The sequence below is a fragment of the Streptomyces sp. NPDC005878 genome (genome assembly GCF_040629815.1).
GTDB lineage: Bacteria > Actinomycetota > Actinomycetes > Streptomycetales > Streptomycetaceae > Streptomyces.
This window is the reverse complement of sequence record NZ_JBEXWK010000044.1, coordinates 34,635-58,949: the sequence shown is the minus strand read 5'-3', so window position 1 is coordinate 58,949 and position 24,315 is coordinate 34,635. Positions and strand designations below refer to the sequence as shown.

Annotated in this window: 19 protein-coding genes; 5 read left to right on the top strand and 14 right to left on the bottom strand. The window is 72.3% G+C overall.

Annotated elements, in window-relative coordinates; all coding sequences use genetic code 11:
- Positions 1-496: 496 nt before the first annotated feature.
- Entirely contained in the window at positions 497-2,026 is a 1,530-nt protein-coding gene (locus ABZ404_RS37520; protein WP_358991589.1) for a PucR family transcriptional regulator, read from the bottom strand.
- Between the two features lie 101 nt (positions 2,027-2,127).
- Positions 2,128-4,497 carry an ATP/GTP-binding protein gene (locus ABZ404_RS37515; protein ID WP_358991586.1) on the bottom strand — a complete coding sequence of 790 codons (2,370 nt, stop codon included), beginning with the start codon at positions 4,495-4,497 and terminating at the stop codon, positions 2,128-2,130.
- 381 nt (positions 4,498-4,878) lie between these two features.
- Here ABZ404_RS37515 and gabT point away from each other — a divergent pair, with 381 nt between their 5' ends.
- Positions 4,879-6,213 (top strand): 4-aminobutyrate--2-oxoglutarate transaminase, encoded by a 1,335-nt coding sequence (gene gabT, locus ABZ404_RS37510; RefSeq protein WP_358835081.1) that lies wholly within the window; start codon positions 4,879-4,881, stop codon positions 6,211-6,213.
- A gap of 102 nt (positions 6,214-6,315) precedes the next feature.
- On the top strand, positions 6,316-7,128 hold the full coding sequence (locus tag ABZ404_RS37505; RefSeq protein ID WP_358835082.1) for a phosphatase PAP2 family protein: 813 nt from the start codon (positions 6,316-6,318) through the stop codon (positions 7,126-7,128).
- On the opposite strand, the gene ABZ404_RS37500 is transcribed toward ABZ404_RS37505, so the two are convergent.
- From ABZ404_RS37500 to ABZ404_RS37465, 8 genes are all read right to left on the bottom strand, one after another.
- Positions 7,079-8,911: a glycoside hydrolase family 18 protein gene (locus ABZ404_RS37500; RefSeq protein WP_358835083.1), complete on the bottom strand. Its 1,833-nt coding sequence runs from the start codon at positions 8,909-8,911 to the stop codon at positions 7,079-7,081. The genes ABZ404_RS37505 and ABZ404_RS37500 overlap by 50 nt on opposite strands.
- 154 nt (positions 8,912-9,065) lie before the next feature.
- Entirely contained in the window at positions 9,066-9,524 is a 459-nt protein-coding gene (locus ABZ404_RS37495) for a hypothetical protein (protein ID WP_358835084.1), read from the bottom strand.
- 174 nt (positions 9,525-9,698) lie between these two features.
- Positions 9,699-11,120, bottom strand: a complete 1,422-nt coding sequence (locus ABZ404_RS37490; RefSeq protein ID WP_358835085.1) for an FAD-dependent oxidoreductase — start codon at positions 11,118-11,120, stop codon at positions 9,699-9,701.
- 38 nt (positions 11,121-11,158) lie between these two features.
- On the bottom strand, positions 11,159-11,953 hold the full coding sequence (locus ABZ404_RS37485) for an ABC transporter permease (RefSeq protein WP_358835086.1): 795 nt from the start codon (positions 11,951-11,953) through the stop codon (positions 11,159-11,161).
- Positions 11,953-12,873, bottom strand: a complete 921-nt coding sequence (locus ABZ404_RS37480) for an ABC transporter permease (protein WP_358835087.1) — start codon at positions 12,871-12,873, stop codon at positions 11,953-11,955. Before ABZ404_RS37480 ends, ABZ404_RS37485 begins: the two co-directional genes overlap by 1 nt.
- Positions 12,870-14,024: an ABC transporter ATP-binding protein gene (locus ABZ404_RS37475; protein WP_358835088.1), complete on the bottom strand. Its 1,155-nt coding sequence runs from the start codon at positions 14,022-14,024 to the stop codon at positions 12,870-12,872. Before ABZ404_RS37475 ends, ABZ404_RS37480 begins: the two co-directional genes overlap by 4 nt.
- A 57-nt stretch (positions 14,025-14,081) precedes the next feature.
- Positions 14,082-15,332, bottom strand: a complete 1,251-nt coding sequence (locus ABZ404_RS37470) for a spermidine/putrescine ABC transporter substrate-binding protein (protein ID WP_358835089.1) — start codon at positions 15,330-15,332, stop codon at positions 14,082-14,084.
- 81 nt (positions 15,333-15,413) lie between these two features.
- Complete coding sequence (locus ABZ404_RS37465; protein ID WP_358835094.1) at positions 15,414-16,931, bottom strand: gamma-aminobutyraldehyde dehydrogenase; 1,518 nt, start codon at positions 16,929-16,931, stop codon at positions 15,414-15,416.
- Positions 16,932-17,112: 181 nt separating this feature from the next.
- Here ABZ404_RS37465 and ABZ404_RS37460 point away from each other — a divergent pair, with 181 nt between their 5' ends.
- A complete protein-coding gene (locus ABZ404_RS37460; protein WP_358835090.1) occupies positions 17,113-17,661 on the top strand; it encodes an NADAR family protein in 549 nt (182 codons plus the stop codon).
- Positions 17,662-18,268: 607 nt separating this feature from the next.
- On the opposite strand, the gene ABZ404_RS37455 is transcribed toward ABZ404_RS37460, so the two are convergent.
- On the bottom strand, positions 18,269-18,898 hold the full coding sequence (locus ABZ404_RS37455; RefSeq protein ID WP_358835091.1) for a DUF4190 domain-containing protein: 630 nt from the start codon (positions 18,896-18,898) through the stop codon (positions 18,269-18,271).
- A gap of 128 nt (positions 18,899-19,026) precedes the next feature.
- On the opposite strand from ABZ404_RS37455, the gene ABZ404_RS37450 reads away from it, so the two are divergent.
- Both ABZ404_RS37450 and ABZ404_RS37445 read left to right on the top strand, forming a co-directional pair.
- A complete protein-coding gene (locus ABZ404_RS37450; protein ID WP_358835092.1) occupies positions 19,027-20,058 on the top strand; it encodes an adenosine deaminase in 1,032 nt (343 codons plus the stop codon).
- A 20-nt stretch (positions 20,059-20,078) separates the two neighbouring features.
- Positions 20,079-20,771 (top strand): glycerophosphodiester phosphodiesterase, encoded by a 693-nt coding sequence (locus ABZ404_RS37445; RefSeq protein WP_358991583.1) that lies wholly within the window; start codon positions 20,079-20,081, stop codon positions 20,769-20,771.
- Positions 20,772-20,777: 6 nt separating this feature from the next.
- Here the strand turns inward: ABZ404_RS37445 and ABZ404_RS37440 are convergent, their stop codons facing one another.
- From ABZ404_RS37440 to ABZ404_RS37430, 3 genes are all read right to left on the bottom strand, one after another.
- Entirely contained in the window at positions 20,778-21,311 is a 534-nt protein-coding gene (locus ABZ404_RS37440) for a hypothetical protein (RefSeq protein ID WP_358837823.1), read from the bottom strand.
- Between the two features lie 63 nt (positions 21,312-21,374).
- On the bottom strand, positions 21,375-22,562 hold the full coding sequence (locus ABZ404_RS37435) for a spermidine/putrescine ABC transporter substrate-binding protein (protein WP_358991580.1): 1,188 nt from the start codon (positions 22,560-22,562) through the stop codon (positions 21,375-21,377).
- A gap of 161 nt (positions 22,563-22,723) precedes the next feature.
- Positions 22,724-24,163 (bottom strand): gamma-aminobutyraldehyde dehydrogenase, encoded by a 1,440-nt coding sequence (locus ABZ404_RS37430; RefSeq protein WP_358836748.1) that lies wholly within the window; start codon positions 24,161-24,163, stop codon positions 22,724-22,726.
- Positions 24,164-24,315 lie beyond the last annotated feature (152 nt).

Below are 24,315 nucleotides of genomic sequence, written 5' to 3'. Positions count from 1 at the left end.
GGTGCGGGCGTGCCGCGCTCCCTTTTGGAGGGCCCCTCCCCGCCCCTTCCCTAAACCCTCCGGGGGTGGGGGTGGGGGGCTGCTTTCCCGGGGCTACGCCCCGGCCCCCCGCTGCGTGGCCTGCGGCCCTGCGCCCCGGGGGGTCTTTTTGTCTGCGGGTGGGTGGAGGGCTTGTCGCGCAGTTCCCCGCGCCCCTTGTGGGGCGGTGGTTCGTGTGCGGGTTGTCTGTGGCTGAGCGCGCAGTTCCCCGCGCCCCTGAATGCCTAGGGGCGCGGGGAACTGCGCGAGCAACCCTCCACGGTCCGCAGGTGAAAACGGGGTTCGGGGCGTAGCCCCGGGGAGGGGCACCGAGGGGCGCAGCCCCGTCGGGGGGCCGAGGGGCGGAGCCCCGCCGGAGGGTCGAGGGGCGGAGGCCCGTCGGAGGGTCAGGGGGTGGGGTGGAGCCACGCCACCGTGCCCCCGGAGGGGTCAGGGAACAGGGCGGGGTGGGGAAAGCTCACTCGGGCCGGGACGCCGTCGCCTTCAGGGCCAGCCACAGCTCCATCCGGACGTCCGGGTCGTCCAGGGACCGCCCCAGGATCTCCTCCACCCGCCGCATCCGGTATCGCAGCGTATGCCGGTGGACACCAAGGTCCGCCGCCGCCGCGTCCCACTGACCGTGGCGCGACAGCCACGCCCGCAGGGAGGCGACCAGGTCGCCCCGGCCCGTCGCGTCGTGCTCGTACAGCGCGCGCAGCATCCCGTCCGCGAACGCCCGTACCGCGTCCTCCGCCAGCAGCGGCACCAGTGAGCCCGCCACCAGCTCCTCGTGCTCGACCAGCGGGCGGCCCCGGCGCCGGGCCACCGACAGCGCCTGTTCGGCCTGCTTGTACGCGGACGCCGCCGCTATCGGCCCGGCGGGCGCGGACAGGCCGGCGACGAGTTCGGCGCCCTCCTCGGGGGTGAAGGAGACGCACGCGGCCACCGCGTCGCCCCCGTCGGCCGCGAGGACCACGAGGCGGTCGCCCTCGGGGACCACCAGGACCGCCTCCCCGGCCCGCGCCGCCGCCGACTCCATCGCCTCGGTGAGCGCCCCGAGGTCGGCCGCCTCCCCCGCCCGCTCGGCGATGACCAGGCGGAAGGGGGCGTCGAGGAGCCCGCCGTAGAGGTCGCCCGCGACCGCCCGGGCGTGGTCCTGCTGCCCGGACAGCAGCATCCGCAGCACCGCCGCGCCCAGCCTCTGCTCGGCGAGCTGGAGGGCCCGGGTCCGTTCCGTGGTGAGGGTCAGCAGCGCGACCGCGGAGTGCACGGCGTACCGCTCGGCTGTCCCCAGCGGAGCCCCCGTACCGACCGCCAGCGCCCCGCGCACCCGGCGCCCCGTCCCCAGCGACTGGAGCTCGACGCGGTCGTCCGAGCCGCCGGCCACCGCGCTGGCGGGCGCGGCCCGGTCGCGCAGCCGGGCCACGTCGGCGGTGAGCCGGGCCGCCCGCCGCCCGGCCCATTCGGGCCGCACCGCCACCACCGCGCCCGCGGTGTCGTACAGCGCGGCCCACCCGTCGACGTGCGCCGCGAGCCGGGCCAGCAGTTCGCCGGGGCCGGCCAGCGCCGCCCGGGTCAGTTCGCGCTGGGCCTCGAAGCCCGCGGTCACCGCCCGGTACTGGTCGGCCGCGATCGCCGCCGAGACCGCCTTGGAGATCGCCAGGAACGGGGTGCGGCGCGGCACCTCAAGGAGGGGGAAGTCCTCCGCCCGGGCCGCTTCGAGCAGCGCGTCCGGCACGCTCTCGTAGCTGACGCCCACCGCGAAGCCGAGCCCGACGACCCCGGCGCCGGCGAGCCTGCGCACATAGCGGCGCATGGTCTGGGGGTCCTCGGCGTCCAGCGTCATCGCGGTGATGAGGAGGAGTTCGCCGCCCTCCATGTACGGGACGGGGTCGGCGAGCTCGCTGACGTGCGCCCAGCGCACCGGCGTGTCCAGCCGGTCCTCGCCCGCGCGCACGGTGAGCTTCAGCGCCGAGTGCTGGACGAGGGAGGCGAGGGTGGGCGGCATGGGCGGCTTCGACGACCTTCGGGGAGGGACCGGGGGAATGCGCCATCCCGTATGAACGGCGCACCCCGATTCTGCCAGGACGGCGGGGTCCCGGCGCCCCCTCAGCCCCGCAGGTCCACCAGGAGCGGCGGCGCGTGCTCGCCCCCGACCTCGGTGAGCGAGAGCACCGCGTGCCCGGCGGGCACCTGGTGGGCGAGCTGGGAGGCCGACCAGCGTTCCCGCTCGACCTTGCGGACGGTGACCGCGTCCCGGGTCACCGCCTTGCCGGTGGCCAGCTTGCGCAGCGAGTGCAGCGCGCGGGTGAGCGGCTGGTCGGCGAAGACGGCGTGCTGGGCGACCTCGGTCGTCTCCACCCACTCGGTGCCCCACAGCTGCGACAGGAGCTGCCCGTCCCAGGTGGTGACGCCCCGGAACGCCATGTGGCAGCCGACCGAGGCCAGCAGCGAGGTGTGCAGCCGTTCGGGCACGTCGGCCAGGGCGCGCAGGGTGAGCACCACCCCGGCGTTGGCCTGGCGCAGCCGCTGGAGGGCCCGTACGGAGCCGGCGGTCACCGCGTGCGTGGCGTCGTCCAGGACCAGGCAGGCGAAGAGCGAGCGGTCCTGGCGGGCCAGGGCGTTCGTCGTGAACTGGACCAGCAGCAGCCGGTTCAGCAGCCGCGCCGCCTCCGGGTGCGCCCGCTCGGGCAGGTCGACCCGGACCCGTACGGGGTGCTCCAGGGCGCGCAGCGAGAACGGGCGGCTGTGGCCCGTGGTGTCGAAGAACGCGGCGAAGGCGGGCCGGTCCAGCGGGGCGAGCCGGTCGGCGAGGACCGGGCCCGGGTCGCCGGGGAGACCGCTGTTCCGGGCGCGCGCGTCGAGTTCGCGGTGGAGCGCCGGGTGCGCGTCACGGTCGAGGTCGGCGCGGAGCTCGTCGAGCGCGTCGCCGGCGCCGTCCAGGAGTTCGCGCAGCCGGGGCACCGAGGGGAAGCGGCCGTACGCGGCCCGGTAGGGCCCGAGGAGCTGGGCGAACGCGGTGGCGGCGCGCCGCACGTCGGCGTCGGGCAGGTCCCCGGCGCAGGCCTCGGCGAGCAGGGCGGCGGCCTCGTCGGGGTCGAGGGTGCCGCCGTAGAGGTCCAGGTCGTACGCGGAGGCGGGGTCGCCGGGCCGGACGATCACGTCGTACGCCTCGTCCGCGCCCAGCGGGGTGCCCGCGGCGCCGACGGCGACCACGGCGGCCTGCCCGGCCAGGGCCTGGAGCGCCAGCGACTCCACCACGGGCCGCACCAGGTGGCGGGTCTTGCCCGCACCGGAGGGGCCGACGGCGAGCAGCGAGGTGCCGAGCGCCGCCGGGTCGACGGCCGCGCCGGCGCCCCGGCGGGCGGGCGGGTTGTGCTCCAGGTCCGCGTACCGGCCGATGCGCACCTGCGAGGTGAGCAGGTCGTGGGTGGCGGCGCGGGCGGGCAGGTCGCGGTCGCCGGAGGGGTGCAGACAGGCGCGGGAGCCGTCGCGCAGCACCGCGTCGGTGAAGGCCGTCAGCCGGGCCGGGTCGGCGACCACCGAGGTCCAGGCGCGGCGGATCCGGGCGCAGTCCACGTCGTTCATCCGGCCGCTCTCGGCGTCGGCGGCCAGCCGGTCTGCGGCGGTGTGCTGTCCGGCGTCGCGCAGCTGGGGCCAGTCGGCGGGGCCGCGGCCGGCGGGCGTCGCGCCCGGGGGCGCGGCGGGTGCGCGGCCGGTGCGTTCGCGCAGGAGCCCGGCCCAGTCGCCGGCCCGGCCGCACACGAACAGGGCGGCCGCGACCACCAGCAGGTGGTAGACGGTGGTCACCGTGTCGGTGGCGTCCTTGGTGGCCACCGGGTCGTCGCTGAAGATCCACGCGTGCGGGACCACGCCGAAGGCGAGGGAGTAGAAGGGGAGCCAGTCGTCGGCCCAGATCACGAACCAGGCCAGGGCGACGGCGACGAGCGCGGTGCGGACCGCGCGGGCGGGCTGCGGGTGGTCCACGGCGTACCGCCGGAAGACCTCGCGCCAGTTGCCGAAGTGTCCGAAGACGTAGATGAGCGCGACCGCGACCAGGCTGTTGTAGGCGGCGAGCGCGGTGAGCGCGGCCGGGGGCCTCGGGTGGAAGGGGGCCCACCAGTCGGACGGGGTGAACAGCTCCAGCGGCACCCTGCGGTGCGGTACGTACCCGTTGCGCCACAGCGACCAGGCGAGGACCGCCGCGAGCAGCGCGATCACCGCGCCGCCGAGCAGCGCCCGGTCCGGCACGCGGTGGACGGCCTCGGTGGGGCGCGGCCGGTGCCCGTACCGCCACAGGCCCGGTTCGGCGGCGGCGCGCGGGGTGCGCAGCCACTCCCCCAGCGCCGGGCGCCCGGGGGGCCCGGCGGGCTGCGGCGGGAAGGCGGGCGGCCGGGCCGGGACGGGCGGGGGCGCGGCAGGGCGCGGCACCGGCCGCGCCTCCGTGCCCCGCGCGTCGTGCGTGCCTTCGGTGTCCATCGACCCTTCGCCCCCTGACCAGCCAGGTCCGTAACCGAGTCCAGCGGCCAATCTAAACGCAACCGGGGGGCTACGGGGGGTCAGCACGCGGCTGTTCGGGCCCGGTCTTCGTGACTGTGCCCCCGGGGCACCCGCCGGATTGCCGCGCAGCGGCATTCACGGGGGCGCGGGGAACTGCGCGACCAGCCCCCACCGGCCCGCGGACGAGGACCGGGCCCACACCGGGGGCGCTCGCTATGTCCGCGAAGGACAACGACACGGCTTCACCACTCCCCTACGGAGCATGCCCGCACCCCGCGCCGGGCCCTAGCCTGCGAAGAAAGCCAAGGAAGCGTCCAGCACACCCGCGTCCGCACACCCCCAGATCCTCCAGGAGCCCTCATGACCGCGATCCCGCAGGAGCGCCGCATCGTCACCGCGATCCCCGGCCCCAAGTCGCAGGAGCTGCAGGCCCGCCGCCTCGCCGCGGTCGCAGCCGGCGTGGGCTCCACCCTGCCCGTCTTCACCGCGCGCGCGGGCGGCGGCATCATCGAGGACGTCGACGGCAACCGTCTGATCGACTTCGGCTCCGGTATCGCCGTGACCTCCGTCGGCGCCTCCGCCGAGGCCGTCGTGCGCCGCGCCTCCGCGCAGCTCGCGGACTTCACCCACACCTGTTTCATGGTCACGCCGTACGAGGGGTACGTCGAGGTCGCCGAGGCCCTCGCCGAGCTGACCCCGGGCGACCACGCCAAGAAGTCCGCCCTGTTCAACAGTGGCGCGGAGGCCGTCGAGAACGCGGTGAAGATCGCCCGTGCGTACACCAGGCGCCAGGCCGTCGTCGTCTTCGACCACGGCTACCACGGCCGTACCAACCTGACGATGGCGCTGACCGCCAAGAACATGCCGTACAAGAACGGCTTCGGCCCGTTCGCGCCCGAGGTGTACCGCGTCCCGGTCGCCTACGGCTACCGCTGGCCGACCGGTGCCGAGAACTGCGGCCCCGAGGCCGCCGCCCAGGCGATCGACAACATCACCAAGCAGATCGGCGCCGACAACGTCGCCGCGATCATCATCGAGCCGGTCCTCGGCGAGGGCGGCTTCATCGAGCCCGCCAAGGGCTTCCTGCCCGCGATCGCCCAGTTCGCCAAGGACAACGGCATCGTCTTCGTCGCCGACGAGATCCAGTCCGGCTTCTGCCGCACCGGCCAGTGGTTCGCGTGCGAGGACGAGGGCATCGTCCCGGACCTGATCACCACCGCCAAGGGCATCGCGGGCGGTCTGCCGCTCTCCGCCGTGACCGGCCGCGCCGAGATCATGGACGCCGCGCACGCGGGCGGCCTCGGCGGCACCTACGGCGGCAACCCGGTGGCCTGCGCCGGCGCCCTCGGTGCGATCGAGACCATGAAGGAGCTCGACCTCAACGGCAAGGCCAAGCGGATCGAGGAGGTCATGAAGGGCCGTCTGTCCGCCATGGCCGAGAAGTTCGACATCATCGGCGACATCCGCGGCCGCGGCGCCATGATCGCGATCGAGCTGGTCCAGGACCGTGCCACCAAGGAGCCGCACGCGGCCGCCGCCGCGGCGCTCGCCAAGGCCTGCCACGCGGAGGGCCTGCTGGTCCTGACCTGCGGCACCTACGGCAACGTGCTGCGCTTCCTGCCGCCGCTCGTCATCGGCGAGGACCTGCTGAACGAGGGCCTCGACATCATCGAGCAGGCCTTCGCCGCGCTCTGATCACAGGACGCGCCCGCGGCCTGTGAAGAACGTGTGGGGGGCCGATGGCGGGATGGGAATCCGGCTGTCGTCCCCCCTCCCTCTGCCGTACGGTTTCTGCAGATGAGAGAAACACCTCGCCCGCGGGGAACCGCGGGCGGCTCCAGGGCGGCGCGTCCTCAGCCTCGTTCTGGTCGTGCCCTGGCGCACACCGCCGGTGCCTCTGGCTCCGGAACTCCTCACCGATCGGATGGCCGTCCGCCCCACACCCCCCGGGGCGTACGGCACACCGGTCCGACCGGCCGTCCCGGAACCTCCCCCCCTGTTCCGGGACGGCCGGCTTTCCTCCTCACCGCCTGTGCCGCTCTCGCGGCGCTCTTCGCGTTGCTGACCTGGCAGGTCGTCTCCGACGGCCCGCTGCGCCGGCTCGACGAGCGCGTCGGCGGGCAGCTCGCGGGCCGCGGCCCCCAGGGCCTGGCCCAGGTCCTCGCCGACCTGGGCTCCCTGCCCGTCGCCCTGCCGGTCCTCGCCCTCGCCCTCGTCTACGCGGTGCGGCGCGGCGCGCGCCAAGACGCGCTGGTGGCGGCGGTGACGATGGCGCTGGTCCCGGCCCTGGTCGTGCCGCTGAAGACGTGGACCGACCGTGCGGGCCCGCTCACCTCCGACACCGGCTACTACCCGTCCGGCCACACGGCCACCGCGATGGTGGCCTACGGCGGCGCGGCCCTGCTGCTCACCCGGTGCGCCGCCGTCCGCCGCCCATGGGTGATGCCCGCCACCGCGGGCGTGCTCACCGCGGCGACGGGCATCGGTCTGGTGCTGCACGGCTACCACTGGCCTCTGGACGTCCTGGCGAGCGGCTGCCTGTGCGGGATGCTCCTGCTGCTCAGCTCCATGGGTACGCGTCGAAGTTCCGGGAGAACTCGCCGCCGTTGAACCGGTCCCAGTTGACCGACCACGTCATCAGCCCGCGCAGCCCGGGCCGGCTCCCGTGCGGCTGGTACGAGCCGCAGTTCGCCTGCCTGGTCAGGCAGTCCAGCGCCTTGGTGACCTCGGCCGGGGCGGTGTGGCCGTTGCCCGCGTTGGTGGACGCCGGCAGTCCTATGGCCACCTGGTCGGGGCGCAGGGCCGGGAACATCCGGCTGCTGTCGCCCGCCACCGGGAAGCCAGTGAGCAGCATGTCGGTCATCGCGACGGGGAAGTCCGCGCCGCCCATCGAGTGGTACTGGTTGTCCAGGCCCATGATCGGCCCCGAGTTGTAGTCCTGGACGTGCAGCAGCGTCAGGTCGTCGCGCAGGGCGTGGATGACCGGCAGATAGGCGCCGCAACGCGGGTCCTGCCCGCCCCAGGGACCGGAGCCGTAGTACTGGTATCCGAGCTGCACGAAGAACGTCTCGGGGGCCATCGTCAGCACGAAACCCGGCCCGTACCTGGCCTTGAGGGTCTTCAGCGCCGCTATGAGGTTCACGACGACCGGTGTCGTCGGGTTGCGGAAGTCGGTGTCCCCGGTGTTCAGCGCGAGCGAGTGGCCCTCGAAGTCGATGTCGAGGCCGTCGAGGCCGTACTCGTCGATGATCTTCGAGACGGAGGCGACGAAGGTGTCGCGGGCGGCCGCGGTGGTGAGCTGGACCTGGCCGTTCTGGCCGCCGATAGAGATCAGGACCTTCTTGCCCGCGGCCTGCTTGGCCCGGATCGCGGCCTTGAAGTCGGCGGCCGGCTCCACGCCGGGGCACTCGCTCACCGGGCAGGGGCGGAAGCGGATGTCGCCGGAGGTGAGGGTGGTCGGCTCGCCGAAGGCCAGGTCGATCACGTCCCAGGAGTCGGGGACGTCGGCCATCCGCAGATAGCCGGAGCCGTTGGCGAAACTGGCGTGCAGATAGCCCACGAGCGCGTGCGCGGGCAGACCGCCGCCGGGGGTGCCGCCGCCGCTGGTGGTGGAGGCGGTGACGGTGGCGGACTTCGCCGACTCCCCGGCCGCGTTGGTGGCGGTGACCTGGAAGGTGTACGCGGTGGAGGCGGTCAGGCCCGTGACGGTGGCCGAGGTCCCGCTCACCGAGAGGGCTTGGGCACCTCCCCGGTAGACCGAGTAGCCGGTGGCGCCGGGCACGGCGGCCCAGCTCAGGCCGATGCTGGACGAGGTCGCGGAGCCCGCGGTCAGGCCGGTGGGGGCGGCCGGAGCCCGGCCGGGGCCGCCGTCCGGGCCCAGCAGGCTCACGTCGTCGGCGTGGTAGGCGCCGGTGCCGTACCAGCCGTGGGTGTGCAGGGTCACCGAGGTGGTGGCCGCGCCCGTCGTGAAGGTGGTGCGCAGCTGCTGCCAGGACGGGGCGGACTGGGTCCAGGCGGTGGCGTCGGTGGTGCCGGTGCCGGTGGCGCCCAGGTAGACGTAGCTGCCCTGCACCCAGGCGCTCAGGGTGTACGTGGAGCCGGGCCTGACCGCGACGGTCTGGGAGCACTGGGCGTTGTCGCTCCCGGACGGGGTGGCTCTGAGCGCCTTGGCGCCGCCGTGCACGGGTGAGGTCACCACGGCGCCGCTGCCCGCCGTACAGCTCCAGCCGTCGAGGCCGGCCTCGAAGCCGCCGTTGCGGGCGAGTTCGGGGTCGGCCGCGCGGGCGGTCTGCGCGGAGGCGACCAGGGCGCCCGCGGCGAGGACCGCCGCCGTGAGGGCGGCGAGGAGGCGGCTGGGTCTGGAGGTGCCGGCAAGCCTTCGGGTGCGGTCCACAACGTCCTCCGGGCATGGGGGGACCGGATCCGCGAGCGGGCGGGGGCGGATCCGGGGATGGCGGGGATGAGGCCGAGCCCGCCACAATGTGGTCCAGACCAATCGGGTTGTCAAGGCCTCGCGCAGGAGGCCGTCCCTTCCGGACAGCACCCGTTCAGTCCCGTCCGTCCCGTGCGAGGTACGCCGCCGCCTCGTGCATCGCGAGTTCCAGCAGCGCGGGATCGGTGAGGACGCCCGAGCCGTCGGGCGGGACCAGCCAGCGCACCCCGCCGCTGACCCGGCCGGGGTAGGGGACCACGATCCAGGTCCCCTGCCCGGCCCCGCGCACCCCGGTGCCCAGCCAGCGCGCGGCCGTGCCCGGCGGGACGAAGAACCCCAGCCGCGCGTCGCCGAAGTCGGCGAGGACGGGCCCCGGCCGGTCGACGAGCCGGAGCAGCACGTCCAGGGCGGCGTGCCCCAGCTCGCCCGGCAGGATCAGTACGTCCCAGCGCCTGCCGGCGGGGAGGAGGGCGACCCCCAGGGGGTTGCGCTCCCACTCCCACCGGCAGGCGTCGGGATCGGGCGCCACCGACGCCAGCCATTCCACCGCTGTCCTGGGCCCGGAGGCATTCATCACCCGGTCTTCCTTTCGTGAACGCGAAGTCGCTGTCACGAGGGGAGAGCGGGGCCGGGGCCGGCTATGACGCGGGTTTCGCTACCTGGCGGTAGTGAACCGGGGCGCTCATGATCACGGGTTGTGCGCCCCCCGCGTGGAGGGGAGCGAATGATCCCGTCGGATACGCGACGGTCAGCTGTCGAAGCCGAGACCCGCCCGGTCCATCGCCTTCAGCCACAGGTTTCTGCGCCCGCCGTTGGCGTCCGCGCGGGCCAGGGCCCACTTGGTGATGCCGATGCCCGCCCAGGCGACCGGCTCCGGCGGGAACGGCAGCGGCTTCTTGCGGACCATCTCCAGTTCGGTGCGCTCGGTCCGCTCCCCCGCCAGCAGGTCGAGCATCACGTCCGCGCCGAAGCGGGTCGCGCCGACGCCGAGGCCGGTGTACCCCGCGGCGTACGCCACCTTCCCGCCGTGGGCCGTCCCGAAGAACGCCGAGAAGCGCGAGCAGGTGTCGATCGCCCCGCCCCAGGCGTGGCTGAAACGCAGCCCTTCCAGCTGAGGGAAACACCGGAAGAAGTGCTCGGCCAGCTTGAGGTAGGTGGCGGGCCTGTCCTCGTACTCGGCCCGCACCTTCCCCCCGTACTTGTAGATCGCGTCGTAGCCGCCCCACAGGATGCGGTGGTCGGCGGTGATCCGGAAGTAGTGGAACTGGTTGGCGGAGTCGCCGAGCCCCTGGCGGTTCCTCCAGCCGACCGAGGCCAGCTGCTCCGCGCTGAGCGGCTCGGTCATCAGCGCGTAGTCGTAGACCGGCACGGTGTACGCCCGCACCCGCTTGACCAGCGACGGGAACACATTGGTGCCGAGCGCGACCCGCCGGGCGCGGATCCGCCCGTACGGAGTGCGCACCGCCATGCCCGGTCCGGCCGCCACCAGATCGAGGCCGGGGGTGTGTTCGTAGATTCGTACGCCCAGATCCAGACAGGCCCGCTTGAGGCCCCAGGCGAGTTTGGCGGGGTGCAGCATCGCCACGCCGCGACGGTCCCAGAGGCCGCCGAGGAAGGTCGGCGAGTGGACCTCGGCCCGCATCGCGTCCTGGTCGAGCAGATCGAGCCCCTCGAAGCCGAGCCCGACCGCCTCCTCGTACATCTCGTGCAGCTCGTCGAGCTGGTGCGGCTCGGTGGCCACGTCGATCTCGCCGGTGCGCTCGAAGTCGCAGTCCAGGGAGTACCGGGCGACGGCCGTCTCGATCGCGTCGAGGTTGGCCGCGCCCAGCTTCTCCAGCCGGGGCAGCTCCTGCGGCCAGCGGGCCAGACCGTTTCCGAGCCCGTGGGTGAGGGAGGCGGCGCAGAAGCCGCCGTTGCGGCCCGAGGCCGCCCAGCCGGTCTCCTTGCCCTCGATGAGGACCACGTCGCGGCCGGGGTCGCGCTCCTTGGCCAGGAGCGCGGTCCACAGTCCGCTGTAGCCGCCGCCGACGACGAGCAGGTCGCACCGCTCGTCGCCCGCGAGGGCGGGGAGCGCCCCGGGCCTGCCCGGGTCCTCCAGCCAGAAGGGGACGGGCTGGGCGTCCGTCAGGGAAAGGGCTGCCGCACTGCGCATGGCTCGGGTGACGGCCATGACTTCCAACTCCCTCGAAGGGTTCGGTCGGTTACTGCCTAGGCTTTCGCACGGTTGCCGCGCCGGTTCGCCACGAGCTGGCCGGCGACGACGACCACGACGGCGATGACGAACATCGCCGTACCGATGACATTGATCTGAACGGGCGTGCCCCGCTGCGCGGATCCCCAGACGAACATGGGGAACGTCACGGTGGAGCCCGCGTTGAAGTTGGTGATGATGAAGTCGTCGAAGGAGAGCGCGAAGGCGAGCAGCGCGCCCGCGACGATCCCGGGGGCGGCGATCGGCAGGGTGACCCGCGTGAACGTCTGGAACGGCCCGGCGTACAGATCGCGCGCCGCCTCCTCCAGGCGCGGGTCCATCGACATCACCCGCGCCTTGACCGCCGTGACCACGAAGCTCAGGCAGAACATGATGTGGGCGATGAGGATGGTCCAGAAGCCGAGCCGCGCGCCCAGGTTGAGGAAGAGCGTGAGCAGGGACGCGGCCATGACGACCTCGGGCATCGCCATCGGCAGGAAGATCAGCGAGTTGATCGCGCCGCGCGCCCGGAACCGGTAGCGCACGAGCGCGAAGGCGATCATCGTGCCGAGCACGGTCGCGCCGACGGTGGCCCAGGTGGCGATCTGGAGCGAGAGCGAGAGGGAGCCGCACATGTCGGCGACCCCGCACGGGTCCTGCCAGGCGTCGGTGGAGAACCGCTGCCAGGAGTAGTTGAAGCGCCCGTTCGGCTTGTTGAACGAGAACACCATCACCACGACGTTCGGCAGGATCAGGTACGCGAGGGTGGCGAGCCCCGCGATGACGATCACATTGCGTCGGAGCCAGCGCATCAGACCAGGTCCTCCGTCCCGGCTCGGCGGATGTAGACGGTGACCATGACCAGCACGATCGCCATCAGGATGAAGGAGAGGGCGGCGGCCGTCGGATAGTCCAGGACCCGCAGGAACTGCGACTGGATGACGTTGCCGACCATCTTCTGGTCGGTGGAGCCGAGCAGTTCGGCGTTGACGTAGTCGCCGCTCGCCGGGATGAAGGTGAGCAGCGTGCCCGAGACGACACCCGGCATGGAGAGCGGGAAGGTCACCTTGCGGAACGTGGTCGCGGGCGTGGCGTACAGATCGCCGGCGGCCTCGTGCAGCCGGGGGTCGATCCGCTCCAGGGACGTGTACAGCGGCAGGATCATGAACGGCAGGAAGTTGTACGTGAGGCCGCAGACCACCGCCATCGGCGTGGCCAGCACCCGGTCGCCCTCGGTGAACCCCAGCCAGCCGGTCACATCGAGCACGTGCAGCGAGTTGAGCGTGTGCACCACCGGCCCGCCGTCCGCGAGGATCGTCTTCCAGGCGAGGGTGCGGATCAGGAAGCTGGTGAAGAACGGGGCGATGACCAGCACCAGGATCAGATTGCGCCAGCGGCCCGCCCTGAAGGCGATCAGATACGCCAGCGGATACCCGAGCAGCAGGCACAGCGCGGTCGCCGTGCCCGCGTACAGCAGCGAGCGCACGAACTGCGGGTAGTACTCCTCGAAGGCGTCCCAGTAGGTCTGGAAGTGCCAGGTGACCTGGAAGCCCTTCTCCAGGGAGCCGGTCTGCACCGAGGTGGAGGCCTGGTAGACCATCGGCAGCGCGAAGAAGACGATCAGCCACAGGATGCCGGGCAGCAGCAGCCAGTAGGGCACCAGGCGCCTGCGCGCCGACGCCTTGCGTACGGGGAGGTCGGCGGCCGGGGGCGCCTCGGTCAGGGCGCTCACGCGGCGTCCTCGACCTTCTCCACGCCCGCGTCGATCGCCTGGGCCGCGTCGAGGCCGAAGGTGTGCGCCGGGTTCCAGTGCAGGACGACCTCGGCACCGGGAAGGAGTCCCGCGCGCCGCTCCACGTTCTGCTCGTACACCGCGAGCCCCCGGCCGGCCGGGGAGTCGACGACGTACTGGGTGGAGACGCCGATGAAGGAGGAGTCGACGATGCGGCCGGGGATCCGGTTGCGGCCTTCCGCTGTCGAGCCCTCGTCCTCGCGGTGGGCGAGGGAGATCTTCTCCGGGCGCACACCGACGAGGATCCTGCCGCCGCTGGCGGTGGGGGCCTGACATCGTCCGCGGGGCAGCCGCAGCTTGGCGCCGCCCGCGCTGACCAGGACGGACTCGCCGCTCGTCTCGACGATCTCGGCCTCGATGAGGTTGGAGGTGCCGAGGAAGTTCGCCACGAAGGTGGTCCTCGGGTTCTCGTAGAGGTCGGCGGGGGCGCCGAGCTGCTCGACCCGGCCGCCGTTCATCACCGCGACCGTGTCGGCCATGGTCATGGCCTCCTCCTGGTCGTGGGTGACGTGGACGAAGGTGATGCCGACCTCGGTCTGGATGCGCTTGAGCTCCAGCTGCATCTGGCGGCGCAGCTTGAGGTCGAGGGCGCCGAGCGGCTCGTCGAGGAGCAGCACCTGCGGGTGGTTGATGAGCGCGCGGGCGACCGCCACGCGCTGCTGCTGGCCGCCGGAGAGCTGGTGGGGCTTGCGCCCCGCGAAGTCGCCGAGCTGGACGAGCTCCAGCATGTCGTCGACCTGCTTCTTCACCGACTTGATGCCCCGGCGGCGCAGCCCGAAGGCGACGTTCTCGGAGACGCTCAGGTGCGGGAAGAGCGCGTACGACTGGAAGACGGTGTTCACGGGCCGCTTGTGGGGCGGCAGACCGGTGACGTCCCTGTCGCCGAGGAAGACGGTCCCGGTGGTGGGCTCCTCCAGTCCGGCGATCATGCGCAGGGTGGTGGTCTTGCCGCACCCGGAGGCGCCGAGGAGGGCGAAGAAGGAGCCCTGCGGGACGGTCAGTTCGAGCGGATGGACGGCGGTGAAGGAGCCGTACGTCTTGCTGATCCCGGTGAGGCGGACGTCGCCGCCGTCGTTCTTGTCGTCAGTCATGGGTTGCGATCCCAGGGGTGGAGAGGGACGAGGGGAGGTTTTTCAGGCGGGGGGTGGTCAGGCGCCGATGAGCTTGGCGAACTTCTCCTCGTACTTCGTCTCCTCCTCGCTGCTGAGCGAGCGGAAGGAGTGCGCCTTGGCGGCCATGGCCTTGTCGGGCAGGATCAGCGTGTTCTCGGCGAGCTCCGGGTCGATTTTGGTGAGCGCCTCGCGTACGCCGTCGACCGGGCACACGTAGTTGATGTACGCGGCGAGCTGGGCCGCGACCGCCGGCTCGTAGTAGTAGTCGATCAGCCGCTCGGCGTTGGCCCGGTGCCGGGCCTTGGCGGGGACCAGCAGGTTGTCGCTGGAGAGCATGTAGCCGGCCGCCGGGATCGCGTACTTGATGTCGGGGTTGTCGGTCCGCAGCTGGGTGACGTCGCCGCCCCAGGCCACGCACGCGGCGAGGTCGCCCTTGTCCAGGTCGCCGGTGTAGTCGTTGCCGGTGAAGCGCCGGATCTGCTTCTTGTCGACGCCCTTCTGGAGCCTTCCGATCGCCGCGTCGTAGTCGGCGTCGGTGAAGTTCGCCGGGTCCTTGCCCATGTCGAGCAGGGTCATCCCGACGGTGTCGCGCATCTCGGTGAGGAAGCCCACCCGGCCCTTGAGGGTGGGGTCGTCGAGGAGCTGGGTGACCGAGTCGACGGTCCGCCCGCCGGTCGCCCTGGCGTTGTACGCGATGACCGTGGGGATGCCGGTCCAGGGGTAGGAGTAGGCCCGGCCCGGGTCCCAGTCGGGGGTGCGGAAGGGCGCGGAGAGGTTGGCGAAGGCGTGCGGCAGCTTCGAGGCGTCGAGCTTCTGCGCCCAGCCGAACCGGATGAGCCGCCCGGCCAGCCAGTCGGTGACGACGATGAGGTCGCGGCCGATGTCCTGCCCGGCCGCGAGCTGCGGCTTGATCTTCCCGAAGAACTCGACGTTGTCGTTGATGTCCTCGGTGTACTTGACCTGGATACCGGTCCGCCGGGTGAAGGCGTCGAGCGTCGGCCGGTGCTTCTTGTCGTCGCTGACGTCCATGTACTCGGTCCAGTTGGAGAAGCTGATCACCTTCTCCTGGGCCGAGTGGTCGTCCGAGGCCGGGGCCTGGCCGCCGTCCTTCTTGGCGGCCGGGATCCCGCAGCCGGCGAGCCCCGCCAGGCCGCCGACGGCGAGCGCGCCGAAGCCGGTGGCCCGCATCAGCGAGCGGCGGGTCAGGGCGCCCCGGCCGCTGGTCAGGCTGCGCTGTATGGCGGCCAGTTGGGCCCCGGACAGGCGGTCCGGCTCGTAACTCTCCATGCGCTGTGTGCCCTTTCGGGTGGAGGTGGCGCCCGCTGGTCGGACGGCCGCCACGCGGCGCGGCGCCGCTGATCGGATGCTTTATCGGTCCCCGAAGATCGTGCGGTGCCAGTCCTTCGCGGCGACCGCCGTGTTGTCGTACATCACATGCTTGACCTGCGTGTACTCCTCGAACGAGTACGCCGACATGTCCTTTCCGTAGCCGCTTGCCTTGTAGCCGCCGTGCGGCATCTCGCTGATGATCGGAATGTGGTCGTTGACCCACACGCACCCGGCCTTGATCTCGCGGGTGGCGCGGCCCGCCCGGTAGACGTCCCGGCTCCAGGCGGATGCGGCCAGGCCGTACGGCGTGTCGTTGGCGAGCCGGATGCCCTCGTCGTCGGAGTCGAAGGGAAGGACGGTGAGCACCGGCCCGAAGATCTCGGACTGGACGACCTCACTGTCCTGCGGGGCACCGGTGATGAGGGTGGGCGCGTAGAAGGCGCCCTCGCTCTTCGGGGCCGCGCCACCGGTGACGATCCGGGCGTAGGAGCGGGCGCGCTCGACGAACCCGGCGACCCGGTCGCGGTGGACGTGGCTGATCAGCGGGCCCAGGTCGGTGGCGGGGTCGAAGGGATCGCCGACCCGGACGGTCGCCATCAGATCGGCGACCCCGGCCACGAAGGCGTCGTGGAGCGGCCGCTGTACGTACGCGCGCGTGGCGGCGGTGCAGTCCTGGCCGGAGTTGATGAGGGAGGCGGCGACCGCGCCGTGGACGGCCGCCTCCAGGTCGGCGTCGTCGAAGACGACGAAGGGGGCCTTGCCGCCGAGCTCCAGATGGGTCCGCTTGACGGTGGCGGTGGCGATCTCGGCGACGCGCTTGCCGACGGCGGTGGACCCGGTGAAGGAGGTCATCACGACGTCGGGATGCCCGACGAGATGCTCCCCGGCGTCCCGCCCGGCGCCGCAGACGATGTTGACGACCCCGTCGGGAATCCCGGCGGCGGTGGCGGCCTCGGCGAAGAGAAGGGAGGTCAACGGGGTGATCTCGGCGGGCTTGAGGACGATGGTGTTGCCGGCGGCGATGGCCGGGAGGACCTTCCAGGCGGCCATCTGGAGCGGATAGTTCCAGGGGGCGATGGAGCCGACGACACCGAGCGCCTCACGGCGGACGTACGAGGTGTGGTCGCCCGAGTACTCCCCGGCGGACTGCCCCTGGAGGTGGCGGGCGGCCCCGGCGAAGAAGGCGGTGTTGTCGACCGTGCCGGGGACGTCGAACTCCCGGCTGAGCTTGATCGGCTTGCCGCACTGGAGGGACTCGGCCCGCGCGAACTCCTCCGCGCGCTCGGCGAGGACGGCGGCGAAGCGGTGCAGGGCGTCGGAGCGCTCGGCGGGGGTGGCGCCCGACCAGCCCGGGAAGGCGTCCTTGGCGGCGGCGACGGCGGCGTCCACATCGCCGCTCCCGCCCAGCTCGTACGTGTACACGACCTCACCACGGGCGGGGTCGACGACGTCCTGCTTGCGCCCGGAGGTGCCCGGGGTGAGACGCCCGCCGATGTACTGGGCGCCGCCGTCGAAACGGTCCTGCGCGGGGAAGCGACTGCTGCTGCTGTTGCCCATCTCGCTCACGGTCTCCGTAGCTCCAGCTCGATTTGAGTGCCGATCCTGACAGAGCGGCACCTGGCCAACAAGTGATTCCGTTGTTGCCTTTTGGTTACGCGACGGAATCTGTCGACCATGTGTCGGGTCCGGCCATAAATACCCGTACGGAGTGTCAGTGGCGGATGCCAGACTCGCGTGTATGGAGAAGATCGACAAATTGATCGCGCAGGTCAAGGATGGTGAGCGGCTGAAGTTCCTGCACTTCTGGGGGCACACGCCGCGCCGTGATGGCACGCTCGGACCGAGCTGTCTCAGCCAGTGGTGGCCGTCGCCGTTCACGGTGGACGGCGTCGACTACGCGACGGCGGAGCACTGGATGATGGCCGCCAAGGCCCGCCTGTTCGCCGACCCGGAGGCGGAGCGCGCGGCACTGACCGCACGGACCCCCGCGGAGGCGAAGAAGGCGGGGCGGCTGGTGCGGGGGTACGAGGAGGAGGTGTGGAGGCGTGAGCGGTACGGGATCGTGCTGGCGGGCTCCCTCCACAAGTTCGGCCAGTCCGAGGCGCTGAGGGAGTACCTGCTGACGACGGGCGACCGCGTCCTGGTCGAGGCGAGCCCCCTGGACCGCATCTGGGGAATCGGCCTCCCGGCGGACGCCCCCGAGGCGTCGGATCCGCGGCGGTGGCGGGGGGAGAACTTGCTGGGGTTCGCGCTGATGGAGGCGCGGGGGGTGCTGCGGGGCGCGTGATCCTCCCCCACCCCGCCCTTTCCCTGAAGCCCTCGGGCGGCGGGCGCCTTGGGGGGGTGGGATTTGTGTTGCGGGGCGGTGGGGGGGTGCCGGGGGCCCGGGGTGCTTTCGTCTGCGGGCCGGCGGGGGCTGGTCGCGCAGTTCCCCGCGCCCCTGGGGGGCGTGCCTTCGGGGGGATGCGGGTGCGGGTGCGGCCCGGGGTGCTTTCGCCTGCGGGCCGGTGGGGGCTGGTCGCGCAGTTCCCCGCGCCCCTAGGGGGATGGGGTGCGGGGTGGCGGATCCTCGGCGGGGTGCGGGTGGGCCGGCCCGTCCGCGCGACGGGGCGGGGTGCAGAGGCGGAGCCCCGCTCAGGTGCGGGGGCGAAGTCCTCGTCACTCGCGTCCCGGAGAACCCTGGCCCGGCGGCTCACCCCAAACGGCAGGGTGCAGGGGGCGGAGCCCCCGCTCGGGGGGTCGGGGGCGGAGCCCTACCAGGGGTGCAGGGGGCGCAGCCCCCGCTCGGGGGGTCGGGGGGCGCAGCCCCCGCTCGGGGGGTCGGGGGGCGCAGCCCCCGCTCGGGGGGTCGGGGGGCGTAGCCCCCTGGGAACACCCCCCCACCCCCGGAGGGTTTAGGGAAGGGGCGGGGTGGGGGAGTCCCTCAGCACCAGCGACGTCGCGAACGGGTCGTCGTACCGCGTTGAGTCATCCCCATCCTCATCATTCGTCACCGCCCAGATCATCAGCCCCAGAAACACCGCGCTCACCACAACCCCCACCGCCCCGAGAATGATCCCGGCCAGCGCCTGCGCCCCGTTCGTGGCCTCGCCCCGCTTCGCCCGGCCCCTCCCCAGGAACCCGAAGATCAGCGCCAGGATGCCGAGCACGATCCCGAGGCCCCAGAGGCAGAACAGCACCACCGACAGGATGCCCAGCACCAGCGCCGTCGTGCCGAAGCCATTGAGCGGCGCGGCCATGCCGGTCCAGCCGGGATGGCCCGGGTGGCCGGGGTGGCCGTAACCCGGGTAACCGGTGTAGGCGGGATACGCGGGGTAGCCGTAACCCCCCGGCGCCCCGGGCCCACCCGGAGCCGTGGGCGGCGGCGGCACCGGCCCGGCCGCGGGCGGCGCCCCCGCCGCCGGCATCGACGTCACCGTCGGCTGGTCGTGCACCGGCTTCGACAGCGGAACCTTCTGCTCCGGCGGCGCCCACGGGTCCACGGGCTCCGCGCCCTCGGACGACTGATCGCGGTTGTCTGACATGGGCCTCCCCCATCGTGGTTCCGACATGCTAAGGCTCCGGCCCGCGGCCCGATCCGCGGGATCCGGGCGATCCGCCCGGCCTAACATGATCCCCGACGAGCGAAGCCGACAGCCGCGGAGGAAGAACCATGACCGATCTGCACCCGTTCATCGCGGGGCTGCCCAAGGCGGAACTCCATGTGCACCACGTCGGCTCGGCCTCGCCCCGTATCGTCGCCGAACTCGCCGCCCATCACCCGGACTCGAAGGTCCCCACCGACCCCGAGGCCCTCGCGGACTACTTCACGTTCACCGACTTCGCGCACTTCATCGAGGTCTACCTCTCGGTCGTCGACCTGATCCGCACCCCGGAGGATGTGCGGCTTCTCACGTACGAGGTGGCCCGCGACATGGCCCGGCAGAACATCCGGTACGCCGAGCTGACCATCACCCCCTTCTCCTCCACCCGCCGCGGCATCGACGAGCGCGCCTTCATGGACGCGATCGAGGACGCCCGCAAGGCGGCCGAGAAGGAGCTCGGCACGGTCCTGCGCTGGTGCTTCGACATCCCGGGCGAGGCCGGTCTGGAGGCGGCGGCCGAGACGACCCGGCTCGCGACCGACGACGCCGTCCGCCCCGACGGCCTGGTCTCCTTCGGCCTCGGCGGTCCCGAGATCGGCGTACCGCGCCCGCAGTTCAAGCCCTACTTCGACCGGGCCATCGCCGCCGGGCTGCACTCGGTACCGCACTCGGGCGAGTCCACGGGCCCGCAGTCCATCTGGGACGCCCTGCGCGACCTGCGTGCCGAGCGCATCGGCCACGGCACCAGCGCCACCCAGGACCGCGACCTCCTCCAGCACCTCGCCGACCACCGGATCGCCCTGGAGGTCTGCCCGACCTCCAACCTGGCGACCCGCGTCGTCACCGACATCGAGCGGCACCCGATAAAGGAGATGGTCCGGGCGGGAGTGCTGGTCACGGTCAACAGCGACGACCCGCCGATGTTCGGCAGCGACCTCAACAACGAGTACGCGGTCGCCGCCCGTCTGCTGGAGCTGGACGAGCGCGGGGTGGCCGGCCTCGCCAAGAACGCCGTCGAGGCGTCCTTCCTGGACGCGGCGGGCAAGGCCCGGCTCGCCGCCGAGATCGACGACTACACCGCGCGGTGGCTCGCGCGGTAACGCCCGACCACAATGGGCCCATGCGCACCGTGACTGCCGTGGCCCACCGCGGCGACCCCTACCGCGTCCGCGAGAACACGCTCCCGTCGATCCACTCGGCGCTGGAGCGGGGCGCGGACGTGGTGGAGATCGATGTACGGCTCACCCGCGACGGCGTCCCCGTCCTGCTGCACGACGACACGCTGGAGCGCCTGTGGGGACATGACCGGCCGCTGTCCTCCCTGGTGTACGAGGACGTGCGCGAGCTGACCCGCTCCGGCGTGCCCACCCTGCGCGCGGCCCTGGCGGCGGCGGGGACGCACCGGCTGATGATCGACCTGCCGGGCGCGACCGACGCGGCGGTGCGCGCGGTCGTCGCCACGGTGCGCGAGTGCGGCGCGGGCGACCGCGTCTCGTACTGCGCGGGCGCGTCCGCCATGCTGAAGGTCCGCTCGGCCGACCCGTCCGCCGAGATCGCCCTGACCTGGACGACGCCGGCCCCGCCGCGCCCCGAGCTGATCGCGGCGGTGAGGCCGCGCTGGCTCAACTACCGCTTCGGGCTGATGAGTCCGGAGCTGGCGGCGCGGATCCACCGCGACGGCATGCTGGTGTCGGTGTGGACGGCGGACACCAAACGGACCATGCGGCGGCTCGTCGGGCACGGCGTGGACGCCATCACCACCAACCGGCTGGACGCGCTGCGCGCGGTCCTCGCGGCGGCGGGTAGGGCCTGACCGCGCTCACACCGGCGCCGCCGCCGGCACCCCGGCGGCCGGCGCCGTCAGCGCCTCCAGCTCCTTGATCTTGCGGCGTACGACGTACAGCGGGATCACGCCGAACACCCCGAACGACATGTCGATCACCGACCACCAGAAGGGGATCCCCCGGACGGGTCCGCAGATCAGGGCCAGCGGGATGATCCCGGCGCAGGCGATCATCCCGAACTCGATCACCCAGATGTTGCGCACCGGGTCGCGGTAGGGCCCGTAGAAGGCGACGGCGATGACGAGGTGCGCGAAGGCCAGCCAGTCCGTCCCGTACAGGACGAAGGGGTACTTCTCGTCCGTCGCGTCGAGCCCCTCGCGCACCCGGTCGATCCAGCCCGCCAGCCCCGGGAACCATTCCCCGAGCGGCGTGGACCGCACCAGGCTCTGCGTCCAGTGCAGCTCGTGCACCAGCGGGAACGCGGTGAGCCCGCTGAGCACGAGACACACGATGAAGACGACCAGCCACAGGCGTATGCGCCGCAGGAGGACAGCTCTTGGCTCACTCATGATCGCAGCCTACGCCCCGGTTTGAACGCGTTCAAATCCCTCCCGGCCGCCCGGCGGAGCCCTCTACAGCCCCACGATCGCGTTCCACCTCTTCGCGAACTCCACCCGCTCCCCCGGCGTGATGTCCCGGGCGATCGCGAGCCGTTGGCGCATCTCGGCGTCCGGGAAGACCAGCGGGTCCTCGGCGAGTTCGGCGCGCTCCTTGTCCTTGGAGGCGGCCAGCACCTCGCGGGCGGCCGGGACCGGGCAGACGTAGTTGACCCAGAACGCGAGCTCCGCGGCCACCGCCGGGTCGTAGTAGTGGTCGATCAGCGCTTCCGCGTTGGCCTTGTGGCGGGCCAGGTTGGGGATCATCATCGACTCCGCCCACAGCTCGGCGCCCTCCTCGGGCACCACGAACGCGATGTCGGGGTTGTCCGCCTGGAGCTGGATCACGTCGCCCGAGTACGCCTGGCAGGCCAGTACGTCGCCGGTGGAGAGGTCCTTGATGTAGTCGTTGCCGGTGAAGCGGCGGATCTGCTTGTTGTGCACCTGTTTCTCGACCCGGTCGCACATCCGGTGGAAGTCGTCCGCGGTCCACCGGGTCACATCGACGCCGTCGCCCTGCATCAGCAGCGCGAACGACTCGTCGAGCCCGGACAGCAGCGTGACCCGGCCGGCCAGGCGCGGGTCCCACAGGTCGCTCGTGTGCCTGATCTCGCGGCCGAGCTTCTTCCTGTTGTACGCGATGCCGGTGATCCCGGACTGCCAGGGCACGCTGTGCAGCCGCCCCTTGTCGAAGCCGGGCGCGGTCAGCTGCGGGTCCAGGTGCCGGGCGACGTTCGGCTGGCGGGAGCGGTCCATCTCCTGCACCCAGCCGAGCCGGACGAAGCGCGCGGCCATCCAGTCGCTGACGACGACGATGTCCCGGCCGGTCGGCTGATGGTTCATCAGGGCCGGGCTGATCTTCCCGAAGAACTCGTCGTTGTCGTTGATCTCCTCGGTGTACGTGACGGAGATCCCGGTGCGCTCGGTGAAGGCGTCGAGGGTGGGCCGCCTGGACTTGTCGTCCTCACCGGTGTCGATGTACAGCGGCCAGTTGGCGAAGGTGAGCCGGCGGTCGGTGGCCGAGCGGTCGCGCGCTCCGCGCTCGCCGGGCGCGACGTAGGCCGCGGGCACTCCGCAGCCCGCGAGCGCGGCCGCCGCGGCGCCGCCGCCGAGCGCGCGCAGCAGACGGCGGCGGGAGAGGGGGTTCAAGGGGGTCGCTCGCACCCCGGAAGGATGCCGGGGCGCCGGGGCGCGGGGCAATGGACGGTCCGTACAGCCGTACGGGACGGGGCCGACACCCTGTCGACCGGTGGCGGCCCCGGACACGTCCGTGGTGCGGCACCCGTCCGGTGCCGCACCACAAGTGCCGTGCCTACGGGGGGAGATCAGCCCTCGTACGACGTCATCACGTGCTTGATGCGGGTGTAGTCCTCGAAGCCGTACGCCGAGAGGTCCTTGCCGTAGCCGGACTTCTTGAAGCCGCCGTGCGGCATCTCCGCGACCAGCGGGATGTGCGTGTTGATCCAGACGCAGCCGAAGTCCAGGTACTTGGACATGCGCATCGCGCGGCCGTGGTCCTTCGTCCAGACCGAGGAGGCCAGGGCGTACTCGACGCCGTTGGCGTACTCCAGCGCCTGCTTCTCGTCCGTGAAGGACTGGACGGTGATGACCGGGCCGAAGACCTCGTTCTGGATGATCTCGTCGTCCTGCTTCAGGCCGGAGACGACGGTCGGGGCGTAGAAGTAGCCCTTGTCGCCCACGCGGTGGCCGCCCGCCTCCACCTTGGCGTGCGCCGGGAGGCGGTCGATGAAGCCGGCGACCTGCTTCAGCTGGTTGGCGTTGTTGAGCGGGCCGTACAGCACGTCCTCGTCGTCCGGCTGACCGGTCTTCGTGTCGGCGGCGGCCTTGGCGAGCGCGGCGACGAACTCGTCGTGGATGGACTCGTGGACCAGGACGCGGGTGGCGGCGGTGCAGTCCTGGCCGGCGTTGAAGTAGCCCGCGACCGCGATGTCCTCGACGGCCTTGGCGATGTCGGCGTCCTCGAAGACGACGACCGGGGCCTTGCCGCCGAGCTCCAGGTGGACGCGCTTGACGTCCTTGGCCGCCGACTCGGCGACCTGCATGCCGGCACGGACGGAACCGGTGATGGAGGCCATCGCGGGGGTGGGGTGCTCGACCATCGCGCGGCCGGTGTCGCGGTCGCCGCAGATGACGTTGAAGACGCCCTTGGGGACGATCGCGCCGATGATCTCGGCGATCAGGACGGTGGAGGCGGGGGTGGTGTCCGAGGGCTTGAGGACGACCGTGTTGCCCGCGGCGAGGGCCGGGGCGAACTTCCACACGGCCATCATCATCGGGTAGTTCCACGGCGCGACCTGCGCGCAGACGCCCACGGGCTCGCGCCGGACGATGGAGGTCATGCCCTCCATGTACTCACCCGCCGAGCGGCCCTCCAGCAGCCGCGCGGCGCCCGCGAAGAAGCGGATCTGGTCCACCATCGGCGGGATCTCTTCGCTGGCGGTCAGCGCGAGCGGCTTGCCGGTGTTCTCCGACTCGGCCGCGATGAGCTCCTCGGCGCGCTCCTCGAAGGCGTCCGCGATCTTCAGCAGGACCTTCTGGCGCTCGGCCGGGGTGGTGTCGCGCCAGGCCGGGAAGGCCGCGGCGGCGGCGGCCATGGCGGCGTCGACGTCCGCCTGACCGGAGAGCGGCGAGGTGGCGTACGCCTCGCCCGTGGCCGGGTTGACCACCTCGATGGTCCGCCCGTCGGCGGCATCGCGGAACTCTCCGTCGATGTAGTTGCGCAAACGACGCAGTTCGGTGGTCACTTCGCTGGCCTCCCGGTCCGGTGTCCGATGGGTGAGACAACCCACCTTAGTCGGTGAAGTGTCGCTTTCGACAGACCCGCCGCCCACCAACTTCGGATTCAGTGCTTCCACGGTCACGGAACAACGAATTTCATCGCTTTGGGGTTGCGGGA